The following is a 17,257-nucleotide window of genomic DNA, read 5'->3' on the forward strand; positions in this document are numbered from 1 at the left end:
GGATAAAAGTCCAACTTTTGAGGGTCACCTCACAAACGTTTGGGTTCTTTTGAATTTACAAATCTAACTATATAAAAAAGATAAACTCAAGTTATATGTACCCTCTTCACTGGATAAACCAGTAAGGAGAGTATTTTTAAGCGATAAAGAAAAGAATGTACCCAGCACTTTTAATCATTGAATAAATAGTTAATCATCTATTAGGCCAAAAACTTACACACAATAATCATCTTCTATAAAAGTAAACATAAGAAAAGCTTCATTCAAATATAGGCAATATCTGTAAAGTAACGAACAACATCATACATTGATCCTTCACAGCATCAAAGCTATATACTAAGTGAACACCCGATATTTTCCAATACCTTTACATCAGTTAAAGCTATTTACCTTCAAAATTAAATATGCATACAAACGTCTTCAACTCATTCAACATATCTCTGCATCGTAAGTAAAAACAAATATCAAGAATGCATAATAGAGCATTGGGATAGTTCCAATGAGTAGAAGTGCTAATCATGCGCTCAGAACAAGACTAGAAAGATTCAGCTCGTTACGATAACTTTATTATGAAAATAATTATTAGAAGACTAACAACAGGGATATATTATAAATTTGGAAAAAAATATCAGTCATACTAAAAGTTTTCTAAAGTAATAAATATATGGGTAATTACTACAATAAGAAGTTTAAGAAAAAACAAAATGGACGCCATCTACTTTGTGTAGCTTAGCGTCCATAATTATAAACTAAAAATTAATATATCTATCTTATTAAGTACAGATAAAAGACTTTTCCTATTTTTAATAGATTCTATTTTATCTTAGAAATATGTTGCAATTACTAGTATAGCTGCTGATAAAACAATAATTGCAGCAACAAGTTTAGCCATGAATTTCCACCAAGTTGCTAAGTCAATCTTGGCAATGGATAAAGCACCCATGATAATGGCTGAAGTTGGGGTAATTAAGTTCAATACTCCTGAAGCAGCTTGAAAAGCAGTAATCACCAGATGTGAGGCCACTCCAACAAACTCACCTAGAGGAGCTAATAAGCCCATGGTTGCCCCAGCCAAACTAGAAGTACCAGGAATCAAGAATGACATTGGTAAGTAGAAAATATAGGTTAATAGAATAAAGAGTTGTTCCGACAAACCTTGTAAGCCTACTTCCCCCCAATGTAAAACAGTAGCCGTAATCATACCATCATTCATAATTACTTGAATACCACGAGACACCCCACAAACAAGGGCAACTGTAATCATATCGCATGAGCCAGCCATAAACTCTTTCAGAAATTCGTCTTCACTCATACCATAGACAAAAGCAATGAGAATTGACATAGCCATAAATAGCATTGTAATTTCTTTAAAATACCAGGTTCCTAATGGATCGGCATGTTGGAAAAGACCACCAATCACTGGAAGACCCAGTAAGAAATTATTAATATCCTCGAATATAGTAACACCAAAGTCTGGCCAAGGAATCAAGGACACAATCATGATAATGAAGGTTAACATAAACAGAGAGAGTACAGCTTTTTGCTTGGAAGTCATCGTTGATGTTTGTTCTTTAACTTTAAATTCTTCCATATCACTAGCATAGTCTTGATAAACTAAGGATTGGCTTGGATCTTTTTCAATTTTTCTTGCATAACGATATACATAAACAATAGATATGGCCATCATAACTACAAAGAAGATTAAGCGCCAGACTATTCCATCTGCTATAGAAATCCCTGCCGTATCTGAAGCAACTCCAGTAGCAAATGGATTTACCGTTGAAGCTAAACAGCCAACTTGCGAACCTACTAATACAATCGCAACAGCAGTTAATTTATCAAAACCAACACTAACCATTACTGGAATAATTAATGGATAAAAGGCTACCGTTTCTTCCGCCATACCATAAGTTGATCCACCTAATCCAAACAAGATCATTAAGATTGGAATTAAAATCCGCTCGTTGCCCTTATTCTTCTTGATAACACTAGCAATTCCTTGATCTAAAGCACCTGTTTTATTGACAACTCCAAGGAATCCACCAACCATCAAAATAAAGAAGGCAACCTGAATCGCTCCATCCGTCAAATCATTACCGATTAAACCATGGATAGGAGCCATTAGAATATCATACAAGCCTTGAGCATTAGAGTTTACTACTTCATATGTTCCAGCAATATATTGACCCGCATCATTAACTTGATATTGTCCAGCTGGAATAATCCAAGTTAGAATAGCTAACAAGACAATTAATATGTACAAGACAGTAAATGACGAAGGCATTTTAAAATGGCGGCGTTTAGAACTTTCTGACATACTATTCATCCTTTTCTTTAAAATTCTTAGTTATAATTATCTTAACGACCATATACTTCGACTGACTGTTTGGCAATGGCAATAATGACATCCCGTGCCAACTCCATTGACTCTACTGCAACAAATTCATAAGGTCCATGGAAATTCTCACCACCAGCAAATATATTAGGCATAGGTAATCCCCTAAAAGATAATACTGAACCATCCGTTCCTCCTCGAATAGGTTCAATTACTGGTTGAATAGATAAAGATTCCATCGCCTGTTTAGCTAATTCTACTGGACGAGGGTCTTGAGCAATCACATCCGCCATATTGGCATATTCATCCTTGATATCAACTGTAATACGTTGGCGATCAAGTTTTGTATTCATCTCTTCAGCAATTTTTACCATATATGCCTTTCGATGTTCGAAATGATCGTGATCAAAGTCCCGAATAATATAAGATAGGCATCCTTCTTCAACGCTACCTTCAAATTTAACTAAATGGTAGAATCCTTCTCGTTGACTGGTAAACTGCGGCTGTTCTAATTTAGGAAGTTGTTGATGATAATCCATTAATAAATCGAGAGAATTAACCATAATATCCTTGGCTGTTCCTGGGTGCACATTCTTACCTTGAGCTGTCACCTTAGCAGACGCCGCATTAAAACTTTCATACTGTAATTCACCTACCGGTCCACCATCCATGGTATATGCAAATTGACAGCCAAAAGCAGGGACATCAAAATGTTCTGCGCCTGTACCAATCTCTTCATCCGGACCAAAAGCCACTCGAATCTTACCATGCTTAATTTCGGGATGTGCTAATAAATAGGCTCCTGCTGTTACAATTTCTGCGACACCCGCTTTATCATCTGCACCAAGTAATGTATTACCATCCGTTGTAATCAGTGTTTTACCGATATAATTTGCTAAATTTGGAAATTCTTTAACTGAAAGAACGATATCCTTGTCTGCGTTCAAAACAATGTCAGAACCATCATAATTTTCATGAAATTGAGGTTGGACATTTCTAGCTTCAAAATCAGCTGTATCAACATGAGCCATAAAGCCAAAGACTGGCAGCTCCTTGTCTGTCGTAGAGGGAATACTTGCTGTTAGATAGCTGTCTTTAGGATTTAAATACACTTCTTGAAAACCTAACTCAATAAGTTCTTGTTCCAACATCTTCAAAAACTCTGTCTGACTGGCTGTCGATGGAATTGTATGACTATTCTCATCAGAACGCGTCTCAATCTTGCAATACTTAACAAAACGGTCTATCAACTTTTCTGGCATAGCCTTCATCCTTTCTTTATTAAGCACCTAAATATTGTATGCTCTTACACAGTCATTGTAACCCTTTACTTTCCTATCAACATTAAACCGCTTTAAGATTATTACTAAAATATTCTAATATCAGTCCTTCTGATATATTGGCAGTTTTTATAATCAACTTAACCACTAGAAAACAATTAAATAGTAAATTACTATCCTAGAATTATCGATAACCTAGGGGTTGATGAAAACAGTATTCATAAAATACAACATCATTATTATTCAGCTCTAAGCTTAAATCATAACTGTCTCTAAAGCAGCATCCATACCTTACCTAAAAATTAAAAGTGTTCTTTCGTCTCTCATAATCTGTAACTTTTAAAATACACAAAAAAATAGGATAGAATCCTTCGATTCTATCCTATTTTTGATTACTGCGGCCAAGAAGACTCGAACTTCCACGTCCCAAGGACACTAGCACCTCAAGCTAGCGCGTCTGCCATTCCGCCATGACCGCAAGATACTTAACGGTCTCATTTTAGCGAAAGGACATCTTTTTGTCAAGCGAGTTAAGGATACACTTCAACTAGTCTGTTTGTAGCTGCTTCAAGCCAATTCGTTGACGCTCTCGGTCTAAAGATACTACTTCCACCTTCACTAAATCTCCAACGGAAAGAACTTGTGAAGGATGCTTAATAAACTGACCCTTTTTGCGCAATAACTTAGAAATATGGATCAAGCCATCCTGCTTAACTCCAATATCCACAAAGGCTCCAAAGTCCACGACATTTCTCACCGTACCTTCTAGAACCATCCCCTCATTCAAGTCTTCTAGTTGAAGAACATCTGATCTTAGGATAGGACCCGCTTGATGATCACGAATATCCATCGTAGGATTCATTAATCCATGTAGAATATCTTCAATGGTTTCCTGACCTACTTGTAATCTTTCCGCAATAGAATTAACATCCGCTTGACCAAGAATATGCTGGGCTTCTTCTGAACCTAATTCTGCCAAATCGAGCTGATACTCTTGTAAAATCGTCAATGCTAAGTCATACGATTCCGGATGAATGGAGGTTTGATCCAAAGGATTATCACCTTGCATGATCCGTAAAAATCCAGCTGCTTGCTCAAAGGTTTTGGGTCCCAAGCGTTTAACGGTCTTAATTTGTTCACGATTAGAAAAATGCCCCAGTTCATTTCGAAGCTCAATCACATTCTTAGCCGTCGCCTTGGTCATTCCAGACACATGCTCTAACAATTGAATTGAGGCCGTATTAGCATCCACCCCCACTTGATTCACCGTCATATTGACCACAAAATCAAGTTCTTGGGTTAAGCTCTTTTGATTGAGATCATGTTGATACTGACCCACACCCATTGACTGAGGATCAATCTTAATCAACTCTGCCAAAGGATCTTGCAAGCGTCGAGCAATCGATACCGCTGAGCGCTCCTCCACTTGATAATCTGGAAATTCTTCACGCGCGATGGCACTGGCTGAATACACAGATGCTCCCGCTTCCGACACGATTACATAATGAACAGGTCTTGATAATTCACTCAAACTTTCGGCAACGAATTGTTCTGATTCCCGACTGGCTGTTCCGTTGCCGATTGCCACCACATCAACTTGGTGGCGTTCAATTAGTTGAATAAACTCTGGCTTGGCCTGAAGGCGTTGCTTTTGACTGGCAGGCTTATGAGGATAAATAACCCCCTTATCAAGCACTTGACCCGTCGCTGAAATGACCGCCAATTTACAACCAGTTCGATAAGCTGGATCCAATCCCAAGACCGTCTTCCCCTTTAAAGGAGGTTGAATTAAGAGATGTCTGACGTTATCCCCAAAGACATCGATCGCATGGGCCTGAGCTTTTTCTTCTTGCTCGCTACGCAGCTCTCGTTCAATCGAGGGTTTGATAAAGCGTTGATAAGCATCTTTAATAGCCCTCTCAAGTGCTTCTTTCTGAAGGGGTTGGAGACCTTCTCCCAAGACATGACGTTCCATATATTGAAGGGGTGGCTGCTCATCAAGGTCAATTTTAATGCTTATTACTTCTTCTTTTTCAGCGCGCAAGCTAGCCAACACCTGATGAGGGGCTAAATTAACCAGTTTTTCTGTAAATTGATAATAAATTGAATAAAGTCCTTGCGGATCCTTCGCTTCATCCTTTAATTGACACTGCCAATAACCATTATAACGACTATATTTACGGATAAAATCCCTAAAATCAGCTCGGTCAGAAATCCTCTGCGCGAGAATCTCATGCACCCCGTCAAGAATGGCTTGCTCATCTTCCAGCGCTTCTTGCAGATAATCTGGCCATAGGGACTCCCACTTGGCCTCATGATCTTGAACTTGGCTCATCCAATCTGCCAGAGGTTCTAACCCTTGATCAATGGCCTTTTGTGCCTTGGTCTGCTTTTTTTGTTTGTAGGGACGGTATAGATCCTCTAACTCCTGCAAACTTCCTGCTCGTTGGATTTGATCTTCCAAACTGGGATCAAGCTTTCCTTGATCTTGAATACTCTTAAGCACTTCCTCACGACGTTTGTTTAGACTTAAGGCATACTGATAGGCCTTATCAATTTCATGAATTTGTACTTCATCTAAAGAGCCCGTTCTCTCTTTACGGTAACGGGCGATAAAGGGAATGGTATTCCCTTCAGCTAACAAAGAAAGAACCGCCTTAACTTGGGGTTCTTTAATCTTTAAACTTTTTGCGATTTCCAATTGCATCATCTGTTCTTGCATCTTATCTTCCTTCCATAATTTTAACTGAATGGATATCTCGGACAGCATTTGGAGATAGACTCAGGCCATGTAACTGACCGCCAAAAACCAAACCCCCATCAATTCCCCATTTTCGATCATAACGCCATACCTTTGAATTATTAAAATTCTGATTCAAAACCATGGTCGGGGTATGCCCAAAAATAATTTGCTTTCCAGTTGTATTTTCCGCATGGTGGAATCGATCTCTCAACCACATAAAATCATGATCAGAGGTGTCCCGCCAATCATTCAGACTCAAATCAATCCCAGCATGAACAATAATAAAATTACCATATTCTATATAATATGGAAGTGACCGTAGCCAAGATTCTAATTTTGGATAGCGTTGCTTAATGAGTCGAGCATAGCGTCGACTATCTGAACGCCTAATTTCTTCCTCATTAATAGTCAATAATTGGCTGAGGGTGGTCACCCCTCCATTAATCACATAATGATTAAAAAAATTATAAGGGCTTCTCAAAAAATTTAAGAGCATGGATTCATGGTTTCCTCGTATAACAATTGCTTGATATTCTTTTTCAAGAAACCATACCTTTTCTAATACCTGTCGACTATCATAACCTCGATCCATTAAATCCCCAATTAAGACAAGTTGTTCCTTAGATCGATTCCAATAACTTAGCATCTCCTCAAATTCATCATACATACCATGAATGTCTCCGATCACAAAGACACCCTTATCGCTATTTAATTTCATACCCCCACCCCCTTTAAAACACGTGGTTACATTATACCATAAGGTGAATCGTGCTTTCTCATTTTTTATCGTAAAATGGGCTAATTGATATAAATCAAATGACCATAATGTTGATTAATTTGGTCCCAATCCTGTTTTTCAGGATTAGCCAAAGCATCTTGTATTAAGCTTTGAATATCTACACTCGAAATCGTTATAATGGGTGCCTCTCGATATTGTGGATAATTTCCGCCACCCACAGCTCGATATTGGGTGACTGATAAACGATAAACTTTATCTAGATCAATCGCTTCATTTGTTCTTTCATCGATGATTTTTTGAACGCGTTGGCCAACTGGTTGACTTAAATTAACCTGACATGTAAAGCCAGAATAGAGATCATAATTAAAATGCTGAGCTTTCGGTTCAATATAGGCTGGATTGACAATTAAGTTCCCAGCTTCATCCAACATAAAGTAATTAAGATTTTGTTCCATTATTTTATAAAGATCCGCCCCCGACACTTCAACTACCGCAATTAAATTATAAAAAGGGTAGATTGCAAGTAGCTGCTTTCTAGTAATTGGCCCTTGAAATTCAAAGAAGTGTTCATTCAGTAAGGACACCCCTGAAAAATCAGCATCCGTTTCTTTTAGCAGTAACTGATTGATCATTTCAGCAAATGGATGTCCTTGAGAGCGTGCTTTTAAAATATCTTGAGTCGAATTTTGCATTAAGGAATGCCCTAATACTTGATTCAACCACGCTTGACTATCCTCATATTCTGGCTCTAGGGCTGATTTAACGGCTGCAGACTCTTGCGAAACTGACCTAAAATCAATTAGTTCACCATCAAGTTGCTTTATTTGACCGTCGTCATAAACAATCTTCGCACTGGCGATCTTTTCACCACCATAACCAGGTTGTAGGGTCAAGACACCATTCACTTTTTGACATATTTGACGGTGTTGATGGCCTGATAAGAAAAGATCAATCCCTGGAATTTGGCTTAACATACGATAGCCTTGATTCTCCCCGGTATCTTCTTCTGTTGCCTGACCAGTCTCTAAATCCGATTCAAATCCTCCATGATAAGCGACTACTAATAGATCAACTTGAGGTCTTAATAGACTCACATAGTGCTTAACGGTCTCAAAAGCATCCAGAAAGTCAACGCCTTGATAATGTTCCGGCAACTCCCAGTTTGGGATGTAATGAGTTGTCACGCCGATAATCCCGATTTTAATGCCTTCAAAATCAATGATTTCATAGGGACACCCCATTAAGCTGGATTGTGTCGCTTGATCAAGGATATTGGCACATAAAATTTTTCCCTTAAGATTTTCATAGGCTGGTCGATAATAATCTGGTCCAAAATTAAATTCATGGTTGCCAAATAAATGGTAATCATAATTCATGGCATTCAGTGCCCGAGCATAGGGTCTAGCATCATGCGTGATGGTACTAGTATAAGTCGCCATGGAAGAGCCTTGGATAAAATCTCCTAAATCAATTGTCAAGGTTAAATCAACCGACGGGTCTGATTGAAGTTGCTTCATCAAATAAGCAGTATTCAAAAGAGAATAACCCGGATGGTCTGGGTGTTCTAACCATTGTGCATGTGTATCACTTGTCATTAAAAATCTAATTGTCTTCATTCTATTCTCCTATAACACAATTTGAAAGCTAGTACCGGTTCACAAATTGTGGTTTCAATGATTATTCCTATTCCATTATAAAGAAGGTATGTCAAAGTTCCAATAGACACTCAAAACAAAACTTCAAATTAATACTAAAAAACCTTGTCATGAAAATCCACAACAAGGTCCATATAATACTTACTTATTCAATTTCATAAGATAATAGTTCCATTAATACCACTGATAAGCTTGAGACTGTTGCCAAGCACCCGTAATCGAACCATAACGCCCAATCATATAGTCATACATCCAAGCTAATTGAGTATAAGGGTTTGTCTGCCAATCAGCCCCATGGCTAGCCATCTTGCTACCTGGTAAAGCCTGAGGTAATCCATAAGCTCCGCTATAAGCATTGGAAGCCGTTGGATTCCATCCGGATTCTTTGTTAATCAACTGAGACCATAGCTGTTTTTCTTCAGCGGATACCCCTTTTTCAGCAGTGATTTGTTCAAAGGCCGCATAAGGATCCATACTTGCTGACGCAGTGGTTGTCGTAATTTCTTCAAGACTTGTTTCTTGAATCGTTGTTTCCTGAACAGTCGTCTCTTGAGAAGTCTCTGTCGTCGAAGTTTGTGATTCTTCCGTCGTAGTGATCGGCTCGATGGCTGTGACCGCTTGGTAGTGTGTAGTCGTCACATTCTCCATATTCTGAGTCGGCTGATTCATTGTTTGATCGGCCTTAGGAGCCGTCGGAGCAATTTCTAAGCTGGTTTCTTGCTGGTAAAGGGTCGTTTCCACTGCTTCTATAGGCTTGATCTCTGAACTGGTATCCACCGATTCCGTAATTATCGAAGTCTGGTCGAAGTCTTGGGCTTGTGCTAATAGAAAACGCCCTTGATCCTTGCCTTCAACCGAATCAAGTTCCACCGTTTCTTTTTCAGAGTCTTTTGAAATATAAGTTATCGTATCCGTCACTTGATTAAAACGAATTTGATCACCGGCAAGGATATAATGTGGGTCCGATATATGATTAATTTGCATCAAATCATCGATTGCAATCCCTGTTGCTTGTGAAATTGTAGATAGGGTATCTCCCCATTGAATGGTATAAACTTGATCCTTGCTAGCTAGGGCTTCTTGAATGGATTGAAAAACATCATTCAAAGACCGTTGATTCCACTGAGCTAAAATTTGTACGGTATGACCCAAAAGGCCTTGTGCAGATACCTCCATTGAATGAACCATTGGATTGAATAAGCATGCCGCAACTAAAAAGCTGGTTAAAGTTTTCTTCATGATCTACTCCTTAATAAAACTAGTACTATACTAATTATTTCATCGAATCAAAACGGACCTAGCCGTTTGATGATAGTCATATTCTATCAAGTTTTATTATTTATGTATCTGTATAAAGCAGATTGTTAGCCAGCTTTAAGCCAGTTGATAGCCACTTGCAATCTAAATTACAAAAAGATGACAAATACCACAAAACAAGGTATCTGTCATCTTTTTGTTATATCTTTTTATTTTAAATAATCCAATAAATGATCCACATAAGCAATCGTATCTCTTAAAGCTTGATCATTGGACATATCTACCCCAGCAGCTTTAGCTAAGTCAAGCGGCTTCATGGATCCACCAGCCTTTAGAACATCTAACCAAGCTTGAATGGTCTCATGATCATGATTAGCAATTTTTCGACCTATTTGAGTTCCAATGGTTAAGCCGGCCGAATAGGTATAAGAATAAAGTCCCATATAATAATGAGGTTGTCTCATCCAAGTTAATTCTGCCCCAGGATTGATTTCAACCACCTCTTGCCAGAATTGTTCCAGTGTTTCCTTGAAAAATTGATTTAATTTCTGAGCGTTTAAATTTTCTCCACGGTCCACTGCTAGATAAACCTTACGTTGGAAATCAGCTTCTAACAAGTGAGTGACCATATTATGGAAGTAAGTACGTGAAATAAACTCTCCAACTAGATTAGCTCGTTCTTCATCATCCAAGTCCTTCGATAATAAGTAATGACACATAAAAACTTCATTGGCTGTCGAAGGAGCTTCAATAAAATATAAACTAGCTTCAGGAGTCGTTGCCTTTTGATACTGATAGCTCAATTGAAAATGCCCCGCATGACCTAATTCGTGAGCCAATACCAAGACTTCGCTCAGCAATCCTGTCCAATTCAAAAGAATATAGGAGGGGCCTTGATAAACCGTTGAACAAAAGCCACCTGTACTTTTACTTTGATTCATCGGGTAATCAATCCATCGCTCTTCAAAGGCCCGTTCAATAATTTGACGATACTCCGATCCAAAAATGGATAATGCATCTTGAATCATTTGCCGACTAGCTTGAATCGATATTTTTTTAGGTTCCTGTGTTGAATAGGGGATTTTGATGTCTGCTAAGGATATCTTACTCAATCCATGTTTAGCTGCCAATAATTTTGCATACCGTTGCATAACAGGCGCCAAATGAGTCATAATGACATCAATTTGCCGGTCGTAAGCTTCACGGCTAACTTCTTGATCACTTAATAAATAATCAATAACAGAATCGTAGCCTCTTAATTTGGAGATTGCTTTTTCAGTTTGTACATGAGAAATATATAAATGAGCTGCTGTATTTTGATACTTGGCTAATCCTTGGTGAAAAGAATCCCAAGCGGCATGACGAAGCTCTGGATCTAAATCCACCTCATAATCTCCCTCAAAACCTGCAAAAGTGTTAGCATAAGTCTTTCCTCGACAAGTAAAATCTTCAAAGTGTAAATCCTGATACTTTAGAACATTGGATAAGCGATACTGATTAAAGAGCTGACTATTAATACTGGATAGGGCGCTTTCTACCTCAAGCGATAAGACATGTTCTCGATTCATGGATATCTTATCTAAGTATCTTTGATAAGCTGCTCCAGATTGGCTGTCTACAAAGCTTTGCAGATAATTTGGATCCAAATTTGCTAGTTCTACCTCAATAAAGGACAAGGCTTTTTTAGTTTCATCATAAATCGCCAGTAGTTTATAGTTGTTTTCTTCGTAGACCGGATTGTTTTTATCGACTTCATAACCCAAAAAACCAAAATCATTTAACCAAGTTAATTGAGCAAAAATTTTCTCCAATAATTGAAGCATGGATAGAAGTTGCTTCTCTTGATTGAGTTTTCCTTGATATTGACTTATCGTTTGAAGATCTTTTTGATAAGCTACTATCGCCTTCTCAAAACTTTCTTGGTCCTTAAATAAAAGATTTAAATCCCAAGTGAGTTTTGGATCTAGGTCTTTCCTTAATGGTAATGACATTTCATCACCCTCCTTTTTTTAATATCATAGCACTTTTTCACACAAAAATAGAGAAAAAAAGAGATCATTTAGCCATTCTGAATGATGACTTCTGATCTCTATAATTCTTATTCAACTGCTGCCATGTCTGTTTGCATTTGATCTTGATCTTGATCTTTTTCGATTAAATAACAATCAATAAATGATTGTTGACCAGCTTGCCTCATGATCGGATGTGCTGCCATCATATCTTGCATAAAAGCACTGGGATCATCAACATGCTGATATAACTTTAATCGATAATCCACAAACGTATTATGCACAGCTAGGCATAAGCTAGCCATTTGAATCGGTACCGCATCATAGTTCCAAGGATTTTCTGTATAAACCGCTAGACTAAAGGATCCATACGGGGTAACAAAGGAAGCAACATCATTTTGTTCCGTTACACCAGACCCTGACTTGTTCCAGACCGTCGTCGATCCTGGAATCAATTGCGTCATATAGGTATGCTGATTATAAAAAAACTTATTAATCAATTCATTGTCCCAAGGTTCTCCATTTAACTTATTATTATATAACAAGGCAAAATATCTTGCTGCATCCCCCGGCGATGTCTGAAAACGACCGTTAGTATCCGAATGATAATACTTTCCATTCACATACGTATTATACAAGCCCAATTCATGCATATGTGGTGTCATTCTCTGACCCCCACCTACTGCTGTAATCAAGGAATTAGCCGCTGTATTATCAGATATTGACACTACCAAATCGACCAAATAATCCAAACTAAAAGAAGATCCCACAGGATTCGCTGCTAAAATTCCAGCACCAGGCACCACATCATCCGCAATGAGTGTATGGTAATCACTTGGTGATAACTCTCCAGTTTGATATTGGTGGTAGAGCTCTCCTAGAACATAAATCTTCTGTGTGGAAGCAGGCCTAAAGGCTTGATTATTCAAGGTCACTTGAGTCAGCGACTCATTATTAACAAAAGAAGCTCCAACCGTAGCACTAACATAAGACATATACTCTGCCATCACAGCTTCAATCTGATTAAGCAATTCCTTTTCATTATAATAAGTCAAAACATAATCTTCATAACTAGCGTCTTTTCGCACCCATCCCAATTGATCATATCCCGTATAAACCTGAAGCCAGGTCCCAGATTCATTAGTCAGCTCCCGCATTACCTCCATAGGCACGTCGACAAAATGCTTGGTACTTCCAATTGCTTTTGAAAAGTAAGTTCCTGGAGGATAAGCATAAATTACCTGATTTGGATTACGATATAAAATGCTATATTCTACTGCTTGATTATGAAATGTCACTTGATTTGTTAAAGGCCCTCTTAAAAAGAAGAAGGAACGATTTGGACGTGGAAATAATCCTAAATAAATCTGCGATTCATTCTGCCACTGATTCACTTGACTCTCATTTAAAAATAGTTCCTTTATTTCGCTACCTGCTTGATAATAACGCCAACCATTAATCAAATCATCATGCCAACCCGTATAAGGCTGATTAAATTGATAAAGCAAAAGCCCCTTAGGAGTTTGACGCCAAGAATAATCATTTAAAGGTTCCTGATAGACCACACGGTAATCGTTCACAAGCGAATAATCCGTTTCTTTTGCAACATTCGGACTAAAGGAATACCAAGGCATTTGGTCATCAATCTCATACTCTTGAGATTCGCTCAGAATAGCTTCATCATTAGCTAACAGACCCGCTGAATCCAATAAGGTTTGATTTGAATCAACGACTAGCATGGATTGATTGGACAGATCGATTGTCTGCCCATAAGGCAAACGAGCCACTTGTTTACTCTTCCCAAAAGAAAAATAATAATTAACTAACAAAAAACAATACACTAATAGAACAAGCGCCCCAACAATCCATGCTATCTTGTACCATTGTTTAATCCGTTTGTCTTCCACTATCTGTCGCTCCTTCACTGGAATCAATCACTATAAATCGATCTTTAAAATAATCAAATAATTCTTGAGTCCACTTTAATTGACTGGATTCCAGCAAAAAGTTACTAAAAGATATTTGTTCCTTTAAATCAATCGGATCCAAACCTTGACTCAAGGAACGCTCCTGGATAAAAGCTTCATACTCCCATTCATCAACTACAGCAGCAAATCGGTCCTTGGCAATTAATTCAAATACAAAATCCTCTAGGATCCGTTCCTTGATATGGGTTCTAATTGGTTGATTCAAATGCAGTTGGCTACTTGCATACTCCTCCAAAGTCATATCTTCTTCACTTGCTAATCGTTGAATCTGATCTAAATATTTTCTTTCATAAGCGTCATACTCATCTTGATTTATAACGACTTGACTCGCTTCTTGATAAAAGGCTAATAAAAAAGGCATTAATTGACGGTAAAAAGCTAACTCCAAAGCCTGTTTACGATAGATCATATAATAAGCTTCCTTCACCTGCGATAGATTCTCATATTCGCCTAATCCTAGACGTGCTAAAGATAATGAATCAAATTTACTTAAGGGTTCATTCGTTAATTGTTGGTACTTACGCTTCATATCTGCTAGCTGAATTTCAAAGATTTGTTCGAAATCTGCTAGAGAAACCCTTAGATAGGTCTCAGGTACCTCAATCTCTTCGACTGAAGGATAATCTAACACTTGACTTCTCATAAATAAACTCCTTTATTTAATCTAAAAACACCATCCCCATTATTATAGCATGGAATGAAAAAAGCAGCATGTCAAATAATAGCTTCAAGCAAAATCTTCAAATCTAATCGAAACACCCTAAAATGATATTCTCGGATTACAATTGTTGATTATCTACAGAATGCGACTGATACCATTCAACGATTGGTCTAATCGCTTGAAGTTGAGAATAAACTCTTGTAGGATCGTCACTTGTTCTATCCAACACCTGTAGCAATTGACTAGCCCAGATTTCTTCCATATGAAACTCATGATTGAGCGAGACCGATTGACTTAAGGGTTTTAAAGTGAACACATAAGTAACAAATACTTCCATACTCTTTCTTAAATACTGAGCGGTCTTTTGATCAATAATATTTCCATCTTTATCGAAGGCAGATTGACAATTTCCTAATAAAAACTCTTGCCCAGGCAGGACTAGAGCGTCAATACCAGGAGACTCTAATATTTGGCGTAAATGCATCTGTGCACTTGAAGTTCCTTGATCTAAATAAGAAGCACCCATAATTTTGACTGGCTTTGCTTTTAAGGGATGTATTTTAAATGACAACCACTCTAGCAAAGATTTTAAAGGAGCAGGTACTGTCCGATTATGTTCAGGTGTAGCAATCACTACCCCATCAGCAGCTTCTATCTTTTTCTGAATCTCTTGAAACTCAAAAGACTCAAGGACTTCCAAATGATCTTGATTAAACAAAGGAAGATCCTTTATATCCAAAACTTCAAAATCAAAGAGGTCCTTAAATGAGTGTTGAATATAATATAATAATTCACGATTATAAGATTGCTCAGAGATAGATCCAGCGATGCCAACCAACTTAATCTTTACCATTCAATCATTCCTCCTTTGTCGATTCCGATATCTTCATTGAAGCGTTTTGATTTTTATTCAGAAATGCCTGAGTATAATTAATAAACTTAAGAAATTCCTCAAAAATACTTTCTAGGGCATTTATTCTATCCGGATCTACTAGCTTACCCTCTTGATCAAAAGCCTGCAAAGAATTTCCCAATAAAAATTCTGAATTGGGTAAAACGCGCGCCTTAATATCTGCTGAATCTAAGATCTGGCGCAACTGTACTTGCGCTCTTGAAGAGCCCAATTTACCATAGGAAGCACCCATTATCATCACCGGTTTATTCTTCAAAGGAGAAATATAGTAGGATAACCAATGTAGGGCATTAGATAGTGATGCCGTGATAGCATGATTGTATTCGGCAGCAGAGATAATCACACCATCCGCTCCCTCAATCAAATTCGCTACTTGCTCAACAATTTCAGGAAGCTTTTTTGAAGCGGGTTTATTAAAAATTGGAAACTGATCAATCTCAAGTAATTCTATATGCGCCTTATCTTTAAAATGATATTGAATAAATTGAAGTAGCTGTCGATTGGTTGACCGTTTACTATTCGTACCAACTATTCCAATGATATGCTTCATTATCATAACCTCCTACACAATGAACTGCATGCAAAACTATAAAAAAAGCTTTTCCTAACATTAAGTTAAGAAAAGCTTAAAATAGCGGTGGTCGGGGTCGAACCGACACGCCGTGTAACCGGCACTGGATTTTGAGTCCAGCGCGTCTGCCAATTCCGCCACACCGCCGTGATATTAAGGCGGAAGTCGGATTTGAACCGGCGATCAAGGTTTTGCAGACCCATGCCTTACCACTTGGCTATTCCGCCGTTGGACTGGGGTAGCTGGATTCGAACCAACGAATGACGGAGTCAAAGTCCGTTGCCTTACCACTTGGCTATACCCCAATAATAATATATTAAATATAAAGGCGACTGATGGGAATCGAACCCACGAATGTCGGATCCACAAACCGATGCGTTAACCACTTCGCCACAATCGCCACCATATTATAACAGGGACTGCAGGAATCGAACCCACACTAACGGTTTTGGAGACCGTTGTTCTACCGTTAAACTAAGTCCCTAAATTAGATCAAAGGATTCTGGATACAATTCCAATCATATAAATGGAGGGGGGCAGATTCGAACTGCCGAACCCGAAGGAGCGGATTTACAGTCCGCCGCGTTTAGCCACTTCGCTACCCCTCCATATGGCTTGGGACGGAATCGAACCGCCGACACCTTGAGCTTCAATCAAGTGCTCTACCAACTGAGCTACCAAGCCAACTAACAACGGTCCGGACGGGATTTGAACCCGCGATCTCCTGCGTGACAGGCAAGCATGTTAACCCCTACACCACCGGACCAAAATGGGGGATAACGGGTTCGAACCGCTGACATCCTGCTTGTAAGGCAGACGCTCTCCCAGCTGAGCTAATCCCCCATATTAAATTTTTAATGACCCGTACGGGATTCGAACCCATGTTACCGCCGTGAAAGGGCGGTGTCTTAACCGCTTGACCAACGGGCCATAATAATATTATTACAAACTATATAAAACGGAGAGTAAGGGATTCGAACCCTTGAGACGAAGATTATCCGTCTACACGGTTTCCAACCGTGCTCCTTCGGCCAGCTCGGACAACTCTCCATGCTAAGCTAACCATCATTCATAACTCCGCCAGTAGGGCTCGAACCTACGACATC

At 38.5% G+C, this 17,257-nt stretch carries 11 protein-coding genes and 12 tRNA genes; all 23 read right to left on the minus strand.

Annotated elements, in window-relative coordinates; all coding sequences use genetic code 11:
- Window positions 1–823 precede the first annotated feature (823 nt).
- The gene (locus HMPREF2758_RS03740) at window positions 824–2,317 is read right to left on the minus strand and encodes a YfcC family protein (protein WP_016648142.1); all 1,494 of its coding nucleotides are present in this window, start codon (window positions 2,315–2,317) and stop codon (window positions 824–826) included.
- A 41-nt stretch (window positions 2,318–2,358) separates the two neighbouring features.
- Window positions 2,359–3,597, minus strand: a complete 1,239-nt coding sequence (gene pepT / locus HMPREF2758_RS03745) for a peptidase T (protein ID WP_016648143.1) — start codon at window positions 3,595–3,597, stop codon at window positions 2,359–2,361.
- Window positions 3,598–4,011: 414 nt separating this feature from the next.
- Window positions 4,012–4,093, minus strand: a tRNA-Leu gene (locus HMPREF2758_RS03750).
- Between the two features lie 69 nt (window positions 4,094–4,162).
- Window positions 4,163–6,337 (minus strand): Tex-like N-terminal domain-containing protein, encoded by a 2,175-nt coding sequence (locus HMPREF2758_RS03755; protein ID WP_070609242.1) that lies wholly within the window; start codon window positions 6,335–6,337, stop codon window positions 4,163–4,165.
- A gap of 1 nt (window position 6,338) precedes the next feature.
- Window positions 6,339–7,076, minus strand: coding sequence for a metallophosphoesterase family protein (locus HMPREF2758_RS03760; RefSeq protein ID WP_006908202.1), 738 nt, complete (start codon window positions 7,074–7,076; stop codon window positions 6,339–6,341).
- Between the two features lie 80 nt (window positions 7,077–7,156).
- Window positions 7,157–8,713: a bifunctional metallophosphatase/5'-nucleotidase gene (locus HMPREF2758_RS03765; RefSeq protein ID WP_070609243.1), complete on the minus strand. Its 1,557-nt coding sequence runs from the start codon at window positions 8,711–8,713 to the stop codon at window positions 7,157–7,159.
- Window positions 8,714–8,926: 213 nt separating this feature from the next.
- Window positions 8,927–9,991: an aggregation-promoting factor C-terminal-like domain-containing protein gene (locus HMPREF2758_RS03770; protein WP_070609244.1), complete on the minus strand. Its 1,065-nt coding sequence runs from the start codon at window positions 9,989–9,991 to the stop codon at window positions 8,927–8,929.
- A 227-nt stretch (window positions 9,992–10,218) separates the two neighbouring features.
- A complete protein-coding gene (pepF, locus tag HMPREF2758_RS03775) occupies window positions 10,219–12,000 on the minus strand; it encodes an oligoendopeptidase F (protein WP_070609246.1) in 1,782 nt (593 codons plus the stop codon).
- Between the two features lie 107 nt (window positions 12,001–12,107).
- The gene (locus tag HMPREF2758_RS03780; protein WP_070609247.1) at window positions 12,108–13,925 is read right to left on the minus strand and encodes a serine hydrolase; all 1,818 of its coding nucleotides are present in this window, start codon (window positions 13,923–13,925) and stop codon (window positions 12,108–12,110) included.
- Window positions 13,906–14,649, minus strand: coding sequence for a hypothetical protein (locus HMPREF2758_RS03785; RefSeq protein ID WP_070609249.1), 744 nt, complete (start codon window positions 14,647–14,649; stop codon window positions 13,906–13,908). Before HMPREF2758_RS03785 ends, HMPREF2758_RS03780 begins: the two co-directional genes overlap by 20 nt.
- Before the next feature lie 136 nt (window positions 14,650–14,785).
- Window positions 14,786–15,520 (minus strand): NADPH-dependent FMN reductase, encoded by a 735-nt coding sequence (locus tag HMPREF2758_RS03790; RefSeq protein WP_070609250.1) that lies wholly within the window; start codon window positions 15,518–15,520, stop codon window positions 14,786–14,788.
- Between the two features lie 4 nt (window positions 15,521–15,524).
- Window positions 15,525–16,130 carry an NADPH-dependent FMN reductase gene (locus tag HMPREF2758_RS03795; RefSeq protein WP_070609252.1) on the minus strand — a complete coding sequence of 202 codons (606 nt, stop codon included), beginning with the start codon at window positions 16,128–16,130 and terminating at the stop codon, window positions 15,525–15,527.
- A gap of 82 nt (window positions 16,131–16,212) precedes the next feature.
- Window positions 16,213–16,298: transfer RNA gene (locus HMPREF2758_RS03800), tRNA-Leu, on the minus strand.
- Between the two features lie 9 nt (window positions 16,299–16,307).
- A tRNA-Cys gene (locus HMPREF2758_RS03805) sits at window positions 16,308–16,378 on the minus strand.
- Window positions 16,379–16,384: 6 nt separating this feature from the next.
- Window positions 16,385–16,456, minus strand: a tRNA-Gln gene (locus HMPREF2758_RS03810).
- Window positions 16,457–16,478: 22 nt separating this feature from the next.
- Window positions 16,479–16,551 (minus strand) — tRNA-His (locus tag HMPREF2758_RS03815).
- Between the two features lie 13 nt (window positions 16,552–16,564).
- Window positions 16,565–16,635: transfer RNA gene (locus HMPREF2758_RS03820), tRNA-Trp, on the minus strand.
- 43 nt (window positions 16,636–16,678) lie between these two features.
- A tRNA-Tyr gene (locus HMPREF2758_RS03825) sits at window positions 16,679–16,759 on the minus strand.
- 3 nt (window positions 16,760–16,762) lie between these two features.
- Window positions 16,763–16,835: transfer RNA gene (locus tag HMPREF2758_RS03830), tRNA-Phe, on the minus strand.
- 9 nt (window positions 16,836–16,844) lie between these two features.
- Window positions 16,845–16,917 (minus strand) — tRNA-Asp (locus HMPREF2758_RS03835).
- Between the two features lie 4 nt (window positions 16,918–16,921).
- Window positions 16,922–16,994: transfer RNA gene (locus tag HMPREF2758_RS03840), tRNA-Val, on the minus strand.
- A 15-nt stretch (window positions 16,995–17,009) separates the two neighbouring features.
- A tRNA-Glu gene (locus tag HMPREF2758_RS03845) sits at window positions 17,010–17,081 on the minus strand.
- Between the two features lie 29 nt (window positions 17,082–17,110).
- A tRNA-Ser gene (locus tag HMPREF2758_RS03850) sits at window positions 17,111–17,201 on the minus strand.
- Window positions 17,202–17,257: the final 56 nt, after the last annotated feature.

It is taken from the genome of Facklamia sp. HMSC062C11 (genome assembly GCF_001810675.1).
GTDB classification, from domain to species: domain Bacteria; phylum Bacillota; class Bacilli; order Lactobacillales; family Aerococcaceae; genus Facklamia; species Facklamia hominis.

Coding starts and splice junctions, on each gene's coding strand:
- HMPREF2758_RS03740 (WP_016648142.1), bottom strand. CDS start 2,317: ATGTCAGAAAGTTCTAAACGCCGCCATTTTAAAATGCCTTCGTCATTT.
- pepT (WP_016648143.1), bottom strand. CDS start 3,597: ATGCCAGAAAAGTTGATAGACCGTTTTGTTAAGTATTGCAAGATTGAG.
- HMPREF2758_RS03755 (WP_070609242.1), bottom strand. CDS start 6,337: ATGCAAGAACAGATGATGCAATTGGAAATCGCAAAAAGTTTAAAGATT.
- HMPREF2758_RS03760 (WP_006908202.1), bottom strand. CDS start 7,076: ATGAAATTAAATAGCGATAAGGGTGTCTTTGTGATCGGAGACATTCAT.
- HMPREF2758_RS03765 (WP_070609243.1), bottom strand. CDS start 8,713: ATGAAGACAATTAGATTTTTAATGACAAGTGATACACATGCACAATGG.
- HMPREF2758_RS03770 (WP_070609244.1), bottom strand. CDS start 9,991: ATGAAGAAAACTTTAACCAGCTTTTTAGTTGCGGCATGCTTATTCAAT.
- pepF (WP_070609246.1), bottom strand. CDS start 12,000: ATGTCATTACCATTAAGGAAAGACCTAGATCCAAAACTCACTTGGGAT.
- HMPREF2758_RS03785 (WP_070609249.1), bottom strand. CDS start 14,649: ATGAGAAGTCAAGTGTTAGATTATCCTTCAGTCGAAGAGATTGAGGTA.
- HMPREF2758_RS03790 (WP_070609250.1), bottom strand. CDS start 15,520: ATGGTAAAGATTAAGTTGGTTGGCATCGCTGGATCTATCTCTGAGCAA.
- HMPREF2758_RS03795 (WP_070609252.1), bottom strand. CDS start 16,130: ATGAAGCATATCATTGGAATAGTTGGTACGAATAGTAAACGGTCAACC.